At 65.0% G+C, this 15,048-nt stretch carries 14 protein-coding genes; 7 read left to right on the forward strand and 7 right to left on the reverse strand.

Annotated elements, in window-relative coordinates; all coding sequences use genetic code 11:
- Window positions 1–41 precede the first annotated feature (41 nt).
- From ASC63_RS08805 to ASC63_RS08820, 4 genes are all read right to left on the reverse strand, one after another.
- Window positions 42–503, reverse strand: coding sequence for a hemerythrin domain-containing protein (locus ASC63_RS08805; protein ID WP_055812071.1), 462 nt, complete (start codon window positions 501–503; stop codon window positions 42–44).
- A 14-nt stretch (window positions 504–517) separates the two neighbouring features.
- Window positions 518–982 carry a carboxymuconolactone decarboxylase family protein gene (locus tag ASC63_RS08810; RefSeq protein WP_055812073.1) on the reverse strand — a complete coding sequence of 155 codons (465 nt, stop codon included), beginning with the start codon at window positions 980–982 and terminating at the stop codon, window positions 518–520.
- Between the two features lie 89 nt (window positions 983–1,071).
- Window positions 1,072–2,235: an acyl-CoA dehydrogenase family protein gene (locus tag ASC63_RS08815; protein WP_157487710.1), complete on the reverse strand. Its 1,164-nt coding sequence runs from the start codon at window positions 2,233–2,235 to the stop codon at window positions 1,072–1,074.
- Between the two features lie 57 nt (window positions 2,236–2,292).
- A complete protein-coding gene (locus tag ASC63_RS08820; RefSeq protein ID WP_055812076.1) occupies window positions 2,293–3,189 on the reverse strand; it encodes a DUF4349 domain-containing protein in 897 nt (298 codons plus the stop codon).
- Window positions 3,190–3,286: 97 nt separating this feature from the next.
- Here ASC63_RS08820 and ASC63_RS08825 point away from each other — a divergent pair, with 97 nt between their 5' ends.
- Together ASC63_RS08825 and ASC63_RS08830 are read left to right on the forward strand one after the other, a co-directional pair.
- Window positions 3,287–4,081 carry an alpha/beta fold hydrolase gene (locus ASC63_RS08825; RefSeq protein WP_055812079.1) on the forward strand — a complete coding sequence of 265 codons (795 nt, stop codon included), beginning with the start codon at window positions 3,287–3,289 and terminating at the stop codon, window positions 4,079–4,081.
- A gap of 46 nt (window positions 4,082–4,127) precedes the next feature.
- On the forward strand, window positions 4,128–5,111 hold the full coding sequence (locus ASC63_RS08830) for an aldo/keto reductase (RefSeq protein ID WP_055812081.1): 984 nt from the start codon (window positions 4,128–4,130) through the stop codon (window positions 5,109–5,111).
- A gap of 18 nt (window positions 5,112–5,129) precedes the next feature.
- Here ASC63_RS08830 and ASC63_RS08835 read toward each other — a convergent pair whose 3' ends face one another.
- Window positions 5,130–5,957, reverse strand: a complete 828-nt coding sequence (locus ASC63_RS08835) for an aldo/keto reductase (RefSeq protein ID WP_055812086.1) — start codon at window positions 5,955–5,957, stop codon at window positions 5,130–5,132.
- Between the two features lie 123 nt (window positions 5,958–6,080).
- Window positions 6,081–7,292 carry an MFS transporter gene (locus tag ASC63_RS08840; protein WP_055812089.1) on the reverse strand — a complete coding sequence of 404 codons (1,212 nt, stop codon included), beginning with the start codon at window positions 7,290–7,292 and terminating at the stop codon, window positions 6,081–6,083.
- Window positions 7,293–7,590: 298 nt separating this feature from the next.
- On the opposite strand from ASC63_RS08840, the gene ASC63_RS08845 reads away from it, so the two are divergent.
- The 5 genes from ASC63_RS08845 to ASC63_RS08865 all read left to right on the forward strand — a co-directional run bounded on the left by ASC63_RS08845 (window position 7,591) and on the right by ASC63_RS08865 (window position 14,068).
- Window positions 7,591–10,086, forward strand: a complete 2,496-nt coding sequence (locus ASC63_RS08845; protein ID WP_055812091.1) for a ribonucleoside-diphosphate reductase subunit alpha — start codon at window positions 7,591–7,593, stop codon at window positions 10,084–10,086.
- 111 nt (window positions 10,087–10,197) lie between these two features.
- Window positions 10,198–11,196 carry a ribonucleotide-diphosphate reductase subunit beta gene (locus ASC63_RS08850; RefSeq protein ID WP_055812094.1) on the forward strand — a complete coding sequence of 333 codons (999 nt, stop codon included), beginning with the start codon at window positions 10,198–10,200 and terminating at the stop codon, window positions 11,194–11,196.
- Between the two features lie 222 nt (window positions 11,197–11,418).
- Window positions 11,419–12,318 (forward strand): ABC transporter substrate-binding protein, encoded by a 900-nt coding sequence (locus tag ASC63_RS08855; RefSeq protein WP_055812097.1) that lies wholly within the window; start codon window positions 11,419–11,421, stop codon window positions 12,316–12,318.
- Window positions 12,318–13,304, forward strand: coding sequence for an amino acid ABC transporter permease (locus ASC63_RS08860; protein ID WP_442915055.1), 987 nt, complete (start codon window positions 12,318–12,320; stop codon window positions 13,302–13,304). Before ASC63_RS08855 ends, ASC63_RS08860 begins: the two co-directional genes overlap by 1 nt.
- Window positions 13,301–14,068: an amino acid ABC transporter ATP-binding protein gene (locus tag ASC63_RS08865; protein ID WP_055812102.1), complete on the forward strand. Its 768-nt coding sequence runs from the start codon at window positions 13,301–13,303 to the stop codon at window positions 14,066–14,068. Before ASC63_RS08860 ends, ASC63_RS08865 begins: the two co-directional genes overlap by 4 nt.
- A gap of 5 nt (window positions 14,069–14,073) precedes the next feature.
- On the opposite strand, the gene ASC63_RS08870 is transcribed toward ASC63_RS08865, so the two are convergent.
- A complete protein-coding gene (locus ASC63_RS08870; RefSeq protein ID WP_055812105.1) occupies window positions 14,074–15,045 on the reverse strand; it encodes a magnesium transporter CorA family protein in 972 nt (323 codons plus the stop codon).
- Window positions 15,046–15,048: the final 3 nt, after the last annotated feature.

Raw genomic sequence — 15,048 nt, forward strand, 5'->3', positions numbered from 1 at the left:
GTCACAGCACTCGCAGCGCCCGAAACCGAAAGCAGCCGGCGCTAGGCCTGCGCGCAGACCCAGCCCTCGGGCATCCGTCCCGCCTCGAGGAATGCGAGAAGCTCGGTACTGGCCTCGCCGTCGAGCACCGTGTCGGCCTGCGTGTAGATGATCGGCTCCTCCTTGGAGTTGTGCGCATCCAGCAGCGCCAGCAGCTCGCGGCAGGCGTCGAGCATCGTCGCCGAAGGCGTGTCGTCGCCGAGCAGCGCCTGCAGGGAATCCATGGTGCGCCAGAGCTCGCCGTGCTCGCGCAGCATCACGAAGATGGGCATGGTCATGCCGGCCTCGCGCAACGGCGGAAACAGGAACGCCTCCTCAAGATAAATGTGTCGGCGCAGGCCGTCCGTGGCGCGCACGAGCGGTTCGGTGTCGGTCGTGCCGACCGCAAGCGCCGCGGTGTAGGTCTCGATTCCGCCGTCGATCTCGCGGTGCTCGCGCTCGAGGGCGCTGCCCAGCGTTTCCATCGGTCTGCGGCCCCTTAGCTGCCGGCCGGATGCTCGGGCAGAGCCTGGTGCGTGCTGATGGCGAGCCGGTTCCACACATTGATCGCGGAGATCGCCATGAGCACGACCACAATCTCCTTCTCGTCGAAGGCGGCGGTGGCCCGGCTCCAGGTCTCGTCGGGCACGCCGCGTTCGCCGATGAGCGTGACCGCCTCGGTGAGCGCAAGCGCGGCCTGTTCCCGCTCGGAGTAGAGCGACGGTGCCTCGTGCCAACCGGCAAGCACGTCGAGGCGGCGCTCGTCGATTCCTGCGGCGCGTGCCTCGCGACCGTGCATGTCGAGGCAGTAGGCGCATCCGTTGATCTGCGAGGCACGAATCTTGATCAGCGCGAGCAGAACCTCGCCGAGGCCGCCGGAGTGAATGTATCTCTCCATGGCGAGCATCGGGGCGTATGCCGCCGCATCAATCTCCTGCACGGAAAGGCGTTGGTCGAAGGACATCGAGACCTCCTGGTCTGTGTGTGTGAACGTCGCAGCGTATCGGTTATATAAATGATCGTAGTCCTTCAAATTGCCAGGGACAGGCGATCTCAGGCGGGGTCATCGATCGGGCCGAGCCAGGCGTTGGCCACGGTGGAGTGCGCGGACTCGTCGTCGGAGGGATGGAAGAGCCCGGCCAGCACGTCGCGATACAGCCGCCCCAACTCGCTGCCGCTGAAGTACGAGCCGCCGCCCGAGACGCGGATGGCCTGGTCAACGACGAAGCGCGCGTTCTCGGTGGCGCGCACCTTCAACCCCACCAGTTTCGGGAACCACTGTGAGCCGTGGTCGGCCAGCGCGTCGACGTCGCGAGCCAGCGCATCCAGTTGCGGGCCGATGCCGTCCTGGGCGATGGCGGCATCCGCCACCCGCCAGCGGATGTCCGGATCCTGCGCGTAGGAGCGACCGTCGTTCTTCATCGAGGTTCGCCGCTTGGCGCCTGCGACGGCGAGTTCGAGCGCGCGAGCGCCGATGCCCGTGTAGACGGCGGCGAGCAGAATCTCGAAGTTGGCGAAGATGGCGAAAATGAGCGGGTCGGCATTGGGGCCGGGATCGAGACGCCGCACAATGCGATCCGCGGGCGCGAGTGCGCCGGTGAGCACCGTGGAGTTGCTCTGGCTGGCCCGCATGCCCACGGTGTCCCAGTCATCCTTGATCTCGAAGCCGCCGCCATCGCGCGTGATGAAACCGTAGACCAGCTTCGGGGCATCCGCGCTGGTGGCGTCCAGACCCATCGTGCCGAGGCGCGTCCAGGCGGGGGAGAGCGAGGTGAAGATCTTGGTGCCGACGAATCGATAGCCGCCATCGGACTCGGGGCGCGCATCCGTTCGGGAGCCGAATAGCACCAGATCGTTGCCGCCCTCGCTGATGCCGAACGCGAAGATTTCGCCCGCGCCCGCCTCACGCAGCACGAACTCGAGCGAGTCGTCGCCGCGATCGCGCAGTACCTTGGCCACGCCGGTCCACACCAGGTGCATGTTGACGGCCAGCGCGGTTGCGGGGGCCGCGGATGCCAGTCGCGACTGCTCGTGGGCCACACACTGAAGCGACAGGCCGAGGCCACCGAACTCGACGGGCACGAATGCCTTCAGGTACCCGGCCGCGGTCAGCTCGGCGAGATCCTCGGTGAAGAAGGCGTTCTCGCGGTCGTAGCCGGCCGCCCTCGAACGGATGCCCTCCAGCAGCTCATCGCTCAGCACTTCTTGGACCGGCACTTCTTGGACCGGCACTTCTTTGACCGGCACAGGCGCGTTCTCACTCACGCCCCAAGCCTACGCAGAGGGCGTCGGCCGCGCTGCCTGAGTTGAGGGACTCTGCGGCTTGCCGCGCCTCGTGCGGCGCACGATCAGCAGCACAACGCCGGCAATCACGGCGAGAACCACGAGCCACGGCAGCAGAACGCCGAGGGCCACCAGCACGCCGGCCCCCGTCGCGGCCAGGGCATTCCAGCCGGCGACCAGGCCACCCCAGAAGCTGTCGGGCGCGCCCGAGGCGACGGTGCCGAGCGGATGCAGGGTGAGCGTCAGCGTCGACATCGAGACCTGGTCTTTGAGGTAGGCCTGCTGCGCCTTCAGGCTGTCAAGGTCGGCCTGTCGGCTCGAGAGGGCGGACTCCAGATCGATGAGGTCCTTGGTGTTCGTGGCGGTGCTCATGAGCGTGAGCAGACGGTCGACGGATGCCTGCAGTGCGCTCACCCGCGCATCCGTGTCTTGCACCTGCGTGGTGACGTCGTTGGCATTGAGGGTCAGCTCGTTGACGGTGCCGAGCTTCTTCAGCGAGGCGATGGTGTTGTCGAGACGATCGGAGGGCACGCGGAGCGTGAGAGACGCGCTGGCCCGGTGCGTGTCGGTGGCCGGCTGTTCGCTCTGTTCGTCGACCCGACCGCCCGCGGTCGCCACGGTGCGCGTTGCGGTCTCGGCGGCGGCGACCGGGTTCTTCACGCTGATCGACAGGCTGCCTGTCGTGACGACCTGGCGTTGCACGATGGCGTTCTTCGATTCGCTGTCTATCGCGGTGCCGCTGGCGGCCTTCGGCTTCACGGGCTGCGCGAGAGACTGACCGCCGCCACCGTTTCCTGCATCGGCGCGCGAGGAGGTGCCGCCGGCCGTGCATCCTGCGAGCAGAAGAACGGCGGCGACGACCGCGACGGTCGAGAGTGAGCGCTTCATTCTTCAACCGTATGTGGAGGCCACGAGGGCGAGCGCCGAGAGCGATCACAATCCCGTCTCGTTACGGTCACGGAAAGGTTGCGGCGATAATGGGCGCATGGAGTGGCTGAGGGAGCTGGTAGGGCGGCGCTCGCGGCGGGCCCCGGTGCTGCACATCGCCGGCGACGAGGGAACCGGCCCCGTCGTGGTACTCGTGCACGGCATCGCCTCCTCGTCCGTGACCTTTCAGAACCTGGTGCCGCTCATCGAGCCGACCCATCGGGTCATCTCGGTCGACATTCTCGGATTCGGCCGCTCGCCCACGCCGGAGGGTGCGCAATACACGCTGGAGGAGCACGTGGACGCGTTGCGCGCCACGCTTCTCTCGCTGCGCTTGCGGGAACCTTTCACGCTCGTCGGCCATTCCCTCGGCAGCCTCATCGTGAGCCGCTATGCGGCGGTGCATCCGGCGCATATCGCCCGGCTCGTGCTCGTGGGGCCGCCCATCTACGTGGCCCCGGCCGAGATCGGTGACCGCCGCGTGCGGGCGCGGGTGGGCGCCTATTTGCGCGCCTATGAGTTTCTGCGACGGCGTAAGGAATTCACGCTGCTCAACGCACGCATACTGGGCCGGCTGCTGCCCATCAAAGGGGTCTTCGAGATCACCGAACGCACATGGGAACCCTTCGTGAAGTCGCTCGAGAACTGCATCGAGCAGCAGACCACCATCAGCGACCTGGCGGCCGTGCACGTGCCCGTCGAGGTGATCTACGGATCGCTCGACGCATTCATCGCGCCCGGCAGTCTCTCGGTGATCGAGCGGATGCGCCACGTGACGATGCACCGCGTCGAGGCTAACGACCACCTGATTCGCAAGCGGCTGGCCCGCGTGGTGGCAACGGCCATCGGGTGAGGTCCTGGCGTGACCTCACGCTCCACCGCGCATCTAGGCTTGAGTCATGGATCAGCGCACACTCGGAAGAACAGGGCGGACCGTTTCCGCCATCGGGCTCGGCACCTGGCAGCTGGGGGCCGACTGGGGAGACGTGACTGAGGCCGACGCAACCGCCGTACTCGCAGCATCCGCCGACGCCGGCGTCACCTTCTTCGACACGGCGGATGTCTATGGTGACGGCCGCAGCGAACAGATCATCGGGCGCTTTCTTGCCGCGAACCCCGGTCACGGCATCACGGTGGCCACCAAGATGGGGCGGCGCGAGGCGCAGGACGCCGCGAACTTCACTCTCGCGAAGTTCCGCGAATGGACCGACCGGTCACGCGCCAACCTTGGCGTCGACACGCTCGACCTGGTGCAGCTGCACTGCCCGCCGACGTCGGTCTTCTCCAGCGACGCCGTCTACGATGCCCTCGACACGCTCGTTGCCGACGGCGCCATCGCCAACTATGGCGTGAGCGTCGAGACCTGCGACGAGGCTCTCGCCGCGATTGCCCGCCCGGGCACGGCGAGCGTGCAGATCATTCTCAATGCGTTCCGGCTCAAGCCGCTCGAGAAGGTGCTGCCCGCCGCACGCGAGGCGGGGGTGGGCATCATCGCCCGCGTGCCGTTGGCATCCGGACTGCTGACCGGGCGTTACACGGCCGAGACGACATTCGCCGAGAACGACCACCGCAGCTTCAACCGGCACGGCGAGGCCTTCGATCAGGGCGAGACGTTCTCCGGCGTGGATTTCGAGTCCGGCGTTGCCGCGGCGCAGGAGTTCGCGGCACTCGTGCCCGAGGCTCTCACGCCGGCGCAGGCCGCCCTCGCCTGGGTGGCGCAGCAGCATGGCGTGAGCTCGGTCATTCCGGGCGCCCGGTCCATCGAGCAGGCGCGGGGCAACGCCGCCGCGGGCTCGGTGCCGCCCCTGGGCGAAGCATTCGAGGCCGGCGTGCGTGACATCTACGACCGCTACTTTCGCGCCGCCATCCACACGCGCTGGTAGCGGCCGCTGGAAGGTTGGTCAGTCGAGGTCGTCGGGGTCGCGACCGGTGCGTTCGCCGTTCTCGAGAGTGGCGATGGCCGCCAGGTCGTTGGCGTCGAGCGCAAAGTCGAAGACCTCGAAGTTCTCGCGGATGCGCTCTGCGTGCACCGACTTGGGAATCACCACATTGCCGAGCTCGATGTGCCAGCGGATCACCACCTGCGCCACCGATTTGCCGTACTTCTCCGCGATGCCGGCGAGCAGCTGCGAGTCGAGCAGGCGCCCGCGCGCGAGCGGCGACCACGCCTCGGTGAGTATGCCGTGGGCCGCGTCATAGGCGCGCACCGCGGTCTGCGGCAGCCGTGGGTGCAACTCCACCTGGTTGATCACCGGCGCGATCTCGCCCTCGGCGAGAACGCGGTCGAGGTGGTGCGTGTGAAAGTTCGAGACGCCGATGGATCGCGCGAGCCCGTCGGCGCGGATCTTCTCGAGAGCGCGCCATGCCTCGAGATAGCGCCCCTGCTTCGGTGCGGGCCAGTGGATGAGATAGAGATCCACGTAGTCGAGGCCGAGCCTGTCCAGGCTCTCATCGAATGCGCGCCGAGTCTCGTCGATGCCGTGCCGGTCGTTCCAGACCTTGGTCGTCACGAAGATCTCGCTGCGGTCGATACCGGATGCCGCGATGCCCTGGCCGACTCCGCGCTCGTTCTCGTAGAGCGCCGCCGTGTCGATGTGGCGGTATCCGGTCTCGAGGGCGAGGCGCACCGCGGTGGCCGCGTCGGCATCCGGAATCTTGTAGACGCCGAGACCCAGCTGGGGAATCGAGTGGCCGTCGCTCAGCGGCAGGATCGGGGAGGGGATGCTCATGCTCCCATTATCGCCGCGGTCGCCCCACGCTGGTTGAGGAGTGCGAGGAACGAGCGCGTCTCGAAACCAGAGCCGCGCGTGGGGGTTTCGAGACGCTCGTTCCTCGCTCCTCAACCGACGTGCTCAGCTGGGCTGAACCGCTATCGGCTCGGTGTCGGGAATGGGGCTGGCGTCGCGCCCGCGCAGGTCGGGATGCCAGCGCACGGCCACGACCGGAATGATGAACCCCACGAGCGCGAACGCTCCCGCAACCCAGAACGCACCGACCGCGCCCGAACTGTCGATGTAGAACCCGGCCAGGGCCGAGCCGAGGGCGGCGCCGATGAGCTGCCCGGTGCCCACCCAGCCGTAGGCCTCTGCCGTGTCGCTGAATTTGACGCTCGCCGACACAATCGCGAAGAGCACGGCCAGGGCCGGGGCGATGCCGAGCCCCGCGATGATGAGCGTGAGCGCGAGACCCCACCACGACCACAGCATGAACATGGAGATGGCGATGCCGACGAACACGATGAACATGCGTCGCGCGGTGGCCCACGGACCGATGGGAACGTGCCCGAGGGCGAGGCCGCCGACGAGCGAGCCGAGTGACCAGATGCCGAGCACAATGCCGGCGAACGGCGAGCCCTCGCCGAAGTTCGCGACGACGCCCGCCTCGATAGCCGCGCAGGAGCCGATCAGGAGAAAACCGACGACCGTGGCCAGCATCACGGGCGGTCGGCGCAGTACCGCGCCGAGCCTGCGTTTGCTGCGTGGGATGCGCACCCGGCCGACCTCCGGCGAGGCGATGAACCAGAGTCCGCCGGCCAGCATGATCGCCACGGACATGAGGATGCCCTCGACGGTGCCGAGCTGCGTGGCCACAAAGGTGATCACCACGGGGCCGGCGATCCAGATGATCTCCTGCGCCGAGGCATCCAGGGAGAACAGCGGCGTGAGCTGGCGGGAGTTCACCATCTTGGGATAGATGGTGCGAACCGCGGGCTGCACCGGCGGCATGGTGAGACCGGCGAACGCCGCGACGGCCATGGTGAGCGGAATTGGCAGGGGGAGCACGCCGATCACCGCGACGGCGACGGCGCACAGGCCGAGCGTGAGGCTCAGCACGAGCCGCATTCCCCATACCCCCATGAGGCGGCTCGTCAGCGGGCCGGCGACGGCCTGGCCGACGCTCATGGCCCCGAGCACGAGGCCTGCCGCGGCGTAGGAATGGTGCACGCGTTCGATGTGCAGGAGAAAGGCGAGCGAGAGCATCCCGAACGGGAATCTGGCCGTGAGCTGAGCCGCGATGATTCGCCCGACGCCCGGCGTCTTCAGAAGGCTCGAATAGATACTCACAAGGTCTCAAGTGTAGCTGGCCGCGCGCGTCTGAGCGGATGTCGGCGGTGCCGTTTAGCCTGTGTATAAGTCCGCGAAGTTATGCACATCTGTGGATGACACGCCCACTACATCTAGGGTTGGCCTTTGGCGATCAACCCGCTATATAGTGGTCACACGCCCGTTGAGCGCGAGGAAGAAAACCCCGCCAAAGGCCGTGAAAAGCAGTATGGAGCGCCGCATGGCGTGACCAGGGGAGCCGGTATCGCAGCGGCGTCGTACGCGACGCCGGCCGGCTGGAAAGATAGAGGGAGAAACTGTGGCAATCACTGTCGTCAAGCGCAACGGAGAGCGCGAGCCGTACGACGCGAACAAGATCAACCTGGCGATCGAAGATGCCTCGCAGGGTCTCGACGAGAACATCACCTGGGTGACCCAGATCGCCAGCGAACTCGAGCTCACGCTCTTCGATGGCATCACCACCCAGCAGCTCGATGAGGCCGTGATTCAGGTCGCCCTGCAGAACGTCAAAGATGACCCTGCATTCGACGTGGTTGCCGCTCGCCTGCTGCTCAAGACGATCTACAAGCGTGTTCTCGGCGACTACAAGAACAACGACGAGCTGATCGCCCTTCACCGCGACGGTTTTGCGGACTACATCGCGCGCGGCGTCGACGAGCAGCTGCTCGACCCGCGTCTCGCCACGCTCTTCGACCTTCCCCGTCTGGCCGAGGCCATCGAACCCGCGCACGACGATCTGCTCAAGTACATCGGCGTGGTCACGCTGAACAACCGCTACGGCATCAAGGCGCGCAACGGCGATCCGCTCGAGGTTCCGCAGTACTTCTGGCTGCGCATCGCCATGGGCCTCTCGCTGAACGAGGCCGACCCGACGGATGCCGCTATCTCGTTCTACGAGAAGATGAGCTGCCTCGACTACCTGGCCGCAGGATCCACCCTCGTCAACGCCGGCACCAAGTACCCGCAGCTCTCCAACTGCTTCGTCATGGAGATGCAGGATGACATCGAGCACATCGCCAAGACGACCCGCGATGTCATGTGGCTCACCAAGGGAACGGGTGGCATCGGGCTTTCTGTCACCAAGCTGCGTGCGCAGGGTTCGCCCATCCGCTCGAACAACACCACGTCGACGGGCCCGATCCCGTTCATGCACACGATCGACTCGATCCTGCGTGCCGTCAGCCGTGGCGGCAAGAAGTTCGGTGCGCTGTGCTTCTACATGGAGAACTGGCACATGGACTTCCCCGAGTTCCTCGACCTGCGCCAGAACTCGGGTGACCCGTACCGCCGCACCCGCACGGCCAACACGGCGGTGTGGATCAGCGACGAGTTCATGAAGCGCGTGCAGAACGATGACGCCTGGTACCTGTTCGACCCGCTGGAGGTGCAGGACCTCAACGAGCTCTACGGTAACGCCTTCAGCGAGCGGTACAACTTCTACGTCGCCGAGGCCGAGGCCGGCCGCATGAACATGTTCAAGAAGATCACCGCGCGCGAGCAGTTCAAGGCCATTCTCATGAGCCTGCAGACCACCAGCCACCCGTGGCTGACGTGGAAGGACACGATCAACAACCGGGCGCTCAACAACAACACCGGCACGATTCACCTCTCCAACCTGTGCACCGAGATCACGCTGCCGCAGGACCGCGAGAACGTGGCGGTCTGCAACCTGGTCTCGATCAATCTCTCCCGCCACCTGCACGACGGAAAGTTCGACTGGGCGCAGGTCGAGAAGAGCGCCCGCCTCGCGGTGCGCCAGCTGGACAACCTGCTCGACATCACGCTCTCCAGCGTGGCCGAGGCCGACTTCTCCAACCAGCAGAACCGGGCAATCGGTCTCGGCGTGATGGGCTTCACCGACGTGGTCGAGAAGCTGGGCTTCAGCTACGAGAGCGAAGAGGCATACGACCTCATCGACGAGATCATGGAGCACGTCTCCTACGCGGCGATCTCCGAGTCGGTGGATCTGGCCGAGGAACGCGGGGCGTACCCCAACTTCGAGGGCTCCCGATGGTCGCACGGCCTGGTGCCGTTCGACACCATCGCGCTCACCGAAGCCGACCGCGGGATTCCGATCAAGGTCAACCGCACGACCCGCCTTGACTGGGATGCCCTGCGCGAGAGGGTCAAGGGGGGCATGCGCAACGCAACCCTCATGGCCATCGCGCCGACGGCATCCATCGGTCTGGTTGCGGGAACCACGCCCGGATTCGACCCGCAGTTCACGCAGATCTTCAGCCGCTCCACCTCGTCGGGCAAGTTCCTCGAGGTCAACCGCAACCTCGTGCGCGACCTGCAGGGTCTGGGCTTGTGGGAGAGCGTGCGCGAGCCGATCCTGCGTAGCCAGGGCGACATCCAGGGCATCGAGGCGATTCCCGACCACATCAAGGCCGTGTACAAGACGAGCTTCCAGCTCTCCCCGTACGCGTTCATCGAGGTCGCCGCGCGGGCGCAGAAGTGGGTCGACCAGGCCATCAGCCGCAACATGTACCTCGAGACGCGTGACCTCGGCGACATGATGGACATCTACTACGCGGCCTGGGAGCGGGGCGTGAAGACCACGTACTACCTGCACTCCAAGCCGCGGCACCAGGCCGAGCAGTCCACCGTGAAGGTGAACAAGTCGGAAGAGATCTCGGGCGGCGCACGCAAGGGTTTCGGCGCGGCCAAGGCCACACCCGTCGGCGTCGCCGCGGGATCCGGATCCTCGGATGCCGCGCCCGAGCAGTCAGCACCGGCCGCGCCTCGTCGTGGCTTCGGTTTCGGTGGTCTCAGCAACGGGGGTGACAAGTAATGAACGAGAACGAGTACGTCGTGCCTGTTGACCCGATGGATGAGTTGCAGTGTGAGTCCTGCCAGTAGGCCGGGCATCCGCAACTTTTGATGTAACGAAAGAAGAGACAACATGGGTATTTTGGGCACCGGAATCCAGGAAGGCCTGCTGCTGAAGCCGGTCAAATACAAGTGGGCGATGGATCTGTACGACCAGGCTGTTGCGAACACCTGGTTCCCCAATGAGATTCAGCTCGGCGAAGATATCGCCGACTTCAAGAAGATGACCGACGAGGAACGTCACGCCGTCACCTTCCTGATGAGCTACTTCAACCCGAACGAGCTGCTGGTGAACAAGGCCCTCGCCTTCGGCGTGTATCCCTACCTGAACGCCGCGGAGGCCCACCTCTATCTGGCGAAGCAGATGTGGGAAGAGGCCAACCACTGCATGTCATTCGAGTACGTGCTCGAGACCTTCCCGATCAACCGGGACGAGGCCTACAACGCCCACGTCGACGTTCCTTCCATGGCGAAGAAGGAGGAATTCCAGGTCAACTTCATCAAGCGCATGACCGAGGAGACCCTCGACATCACGACGACCGCCGGCAAGCAGGACTTCGTGCGCAACCTGGTGGCCTACAACGTGATTCTCGAGGGCATCTGGTTCTACTCGGGATTCATGGTGGCGCTGAGTTTTCGCCAGCGCAACCTGCTGCGCAACTTCGGCTCGCTCATGGACTGGGTGGTGCGCGACGAGTCGCTGCACCTCAAATTCGGCATGAACCTGATTCTGACGGTGCTCGAAGAGAACCCCGATCTGCAGACGGCCGAGTTCGCCGAAGAGATCAAGCAGATGATTCTTGACGCCGTGGAGATGGAAGAGCAGTACAACCGCGACCTGCTGCCCGGCGGCATTCTCGGTCTGAACGCCAACTACATCAACCAGTACGTGCGGTACCTCGCCGATCGGCGCCTGGAAGAACTGGGCTTCGAGCCGGAGTACAAGGTGTCGAACCCGGCCAAGTGGATGGCGACGGCGAACGACACGCTCGAGCTGGTCAACTTCTTCGAGTCCACGAACACCTCATACGAGGCGAACGCGAAGGCCACGGTGGGCGCCAAGGCCGAGTAGTCACAACCGAGTGGCCGGCGGAGACATCGTCGTCGGCAACTCCGACGCCTTCCGCGCGCAGAATCTCAACGGTTCTGCGCGTGGTGGCGTTAATCGTGCGTTTGCGCGGCGATTATGCGCGGATGCGTGCGTGACGCGCGCGATTTGCGGTGATTGAGTGCCTGATCTCTGCGGTAGCCTCAAAACACCCTGCATCACCAGCTCAACGAAGAGAAGGCCCCCATGAGAAAACGATTTGTGGTCCCCGCGATTTTCGCGGTCGCCGCGCTTGCCCTCACCGGCTGCGTCAACAACACCCCTGAGACGGGCAGCTCGACGAAGCCGAGCGACTCGACGACCATCAGCAAGGACACTGCCGCCGCAGCCCTGCTGCCCGACGCGGTGAAGACATCCGGTCAGCTGCAGGTCGGCGTCGACGCGACATACCCGCCGAACGAGTCCAAGGACGCCAGTGGCAAGGCTGTCGGCTGGGACATCGACCTCTTCAACGCCGTCAGTGCCAAGCTCGGTGTGAAGGCCGTGTACAACATCGCCGGCTTCGACACGATCATCCCGAATATCACCGGCGGCAAGTTCGACGTCGGCGTCTCCTCCTTCACTGACACTGCCGAGCGTGAGAAGCAGGTGGACTTCGTCAACTACTACTCGGCAGGCATCCTGTGGGCGTCGGCGAAAGACAAGCCCGCCGTCGACCCTGACAACGCGTGCGGCCTGAAGGTCGCCGTTGAGTCGGGCACCGTCGAGGAGCAGGCGGAGGTTCCCGCGAAGTCGAAGGCATGCACGGATGCCGGCAAGGCCGCCATCCAGATTCTCAAGTTCGACGGCCAGGACCAGGCGACGAACGCAGTAGTGCTCGGCCAGGCGGATGCGATGAGTGCCGACTCCCCGATCACCGAGTACGCGATATCGAAGTCGAACGGCAAGCTGCAGATCGCCGGCAAGACGTTCGAGGTGGCCCCGTACGGTTTCGCTGTCGACAAGGGGTCCAAGCTGGGCGACGCCATCGAGAAGGCGCTGCAGGCGCTCGTGGATGACGGCACCTACATGAAGGTCCTGACGAAGTGGGGCGTTGAGGACGGCGCACTGAAGACGATCACGATCAACGCCACGACCAAGGGCTAATGATGTCCGAGGCAGGCTCCGGCCGTTCGGCGACGGGCAACGTTCCGTCGCCGGACGGCGCCGACGAGGCTGAGGTGATCAAGGCGGTCAAGCTGCGGCATCCGTGGCGCGCCCTCATCGCTGCCGTTCTGATCATTTACCTGATTGCGTTCCTCTGGGATGCGGCGTCGCGCAAGGCGTTCCAGTGGGACATCTTCGCCAAGTATCTCTTCGATCAGCGCATCTCGGAGGCAGCGCTCAATACGCTGCAGCTCACGGTGTATTCGATGGTCATCGCGATTGTTCTCGCGCTCATCCTGGCGGTGATGCGGCTCTCCTCGAACCCCGTCTTCAAGAGCATCGCCTGGTTCTACCTCTGGATCTTCCGCGGAACACCGGTCTACGTGCAGCTGACCTTCTGGGGGCTGCTGTCTGTCATCTACCCCACGCTGACGCTCGGGTTGCCGTTTCTGCCGCCGCTGGTGGCGTTGCCCACCCAGGGAACGCTGAGTTTCTTCACGCTCGCCATCATCGGTCTGGCGCTCAACGAAGCCGCGTACCTGGCCGAGATCGTGCGCGCAGGCATCCTGTCGGTCGATCGCGGCCAAGAGGAGGCCGCGACGGCACTCGGCATGAGTTGGTCGCAGACGATGTGGCGCATCGTGATTCCGCAGTCAATGCGCATCATCATTCCGCCCACCGGTAACGAGGTCATCTCGATGCTGAAGACCACCTCGCTCGTCACGGCGGTGCCGTACAGCTTCGATCTGTTCACGCGATCGCGGGACATCGCGTCCACGCTGTTCGCGCCGATTCCGTTGCTGGTGGTGGCATCCGTCTGGTACCTCGCCATCACGTCTGTGCTCATGGTGGGGCAGTACTTTCTCGAGAAGCGTTTCGCGCGCGGCGTCGGCGCGGCCAGGCCCGACAAAGGCGACGGTGCCTCGGTCACGGGGTCGACGGCTGCAATACAGGTGGATGCCCACGGTTCGGAGCACACGAAATGACCGACGTTCCCATGGTGGAGGCCGTGCAGGTCTCCAAGAGTTTCGGCTCGAACCGCGTGCTCAGGAGCATCTCGCTGACTGTCGCCAAGGGCGAGGTGCTGTGCATGGTCGGGCCGAGCGGCTCGGGCAAGTCCACCTTTCTGCGGTGCATCAACCACCTCGAGACCGTGGATGCCGGTCGGCTGCGGGTCGACGGAACGCTCGTCGGTTACCGCGAGAGGGGCGACAAGCTGCACGAACTCAAGCCGAAGGAGGCGGCCGGTCAGCGTCGCGACATCGGCATGGTGTTCCAGCGGTTCAACCTGTTTCCACACATGACGGCACTGGAGAACGTGATCGAGGCACCCATGCGGGTGAACAAGGTCTCTCGGTCGAAGGCGGTGGCGCGAGGCAAGGACTTGCTCGCCCAGGTAGGACTGGCCGAAAAGACCGGCTCATACCCGGCGCACCTGAGCGGCGGACAGCAGCAGCGCGTGGCGATAGCCCGGGCGCTGGCCATGGACCCGAAGCTCATGCTCTTCGACGAGCCCACCTCGGCCCTCGACCCCGAACTTGTCGGTGAGGTTCTGGATGTCATGAAGGGGCTGGCGCAGACCGGCATGACCATGATCGTGGTCACCCACGAGATGGGCTTCGCACGCGAGGTGGCCGACTCGCTGGTGTTCATGGACGGCGGCGTCGTGGTGGAGTCGGGCGATCCCCGCGAGGTGCTCGGCAACCCGCAGCACCAGCGCACCAAGGCGTTCCTGTCGAAGGTGCTGTAGGGGCGCTACAGCCAGTCGAGGCGCCGGAACTGAATGTAGAGCGTCACGGCGCTCGCCGCCATGATGCCGGATGACACCCAGAAACCCGCCACCGTGTTCAACAGCGGGAAGAGCACATTCTGCCCGAAGAAGCCGGTGACGAGTGTGGGAACGGCGATGATGGCCGCCCAGCTCGTGACCTTCTTCATCACCAGGTTCATGCGGTTGCTCTGATTAGTGAGGTTGGTGTCGATGACGGTGCTCACAAGATCGCGCAGGGAATCGGTCCAGTCGGCGGCGCGCAGCACGTGATCGTAGAGATCCTGAAAATACGGCTGAAGCACCTGGCGATCCAGGTCGACGTTACGGTGCAGCAGTGAGGAGACCACGTCGCGCATCGGAACCGTGAGCTGGCGCATCAGAACGAGATTCTTGCGCACACGATAGGAGCGCTCCTGAATCATGCGGATATCGGGTGTGGTGTCGAGCACATTGTCTTCCAGCAGCTCGATCGCGTCGTCCAGTCGCTGCACGGTGTCGAAGTGCGTGTCGACGATGACATCGAGCAGCCCCCAGAGCAGAAAGTCGACCCCGCAGCTTGCGATCTCGGTATGGGCGTCCCAGGTTTCGAGAACGGGCACCATCGAAAAGCTCTCGTCGGCGCGTACCGTGACCAGTGCTCGCTGGGTGATGAAGGCATCCACCTCGTGTCGCTGCAGATCGACTACCCCCTCGGGCAGGGCCAAAACATATGCCGCCATGAATTGGTGGGTGTTGTAGCGCTCCAGCTTGGGGCGCTGGTGCGGATGCATGGCGCTTTCGATCGCGAGCGGATGCAACTGCAACGCCTGCGCGAGTTGCGCGAGCTGCTCCTCGCTGGGGGCGACGTAGTCGATCCACAGCACGGCGGTCTCATCGTGCAACAACTCAAGGGTCTGGGACCAGGGCACGTCGTCGCGTTCGAGTGCGCCATTGCGATAGAGCCGGGTGCGGGGCATGGG

The organism is Leifsonia sp. Root112D2, from assembly GCF_001424905.1.
GTDB lineage: Bacteria > Actinomycetota > Actinomycetes > Actinomycetales > Microbacteriaceae > Root112D2.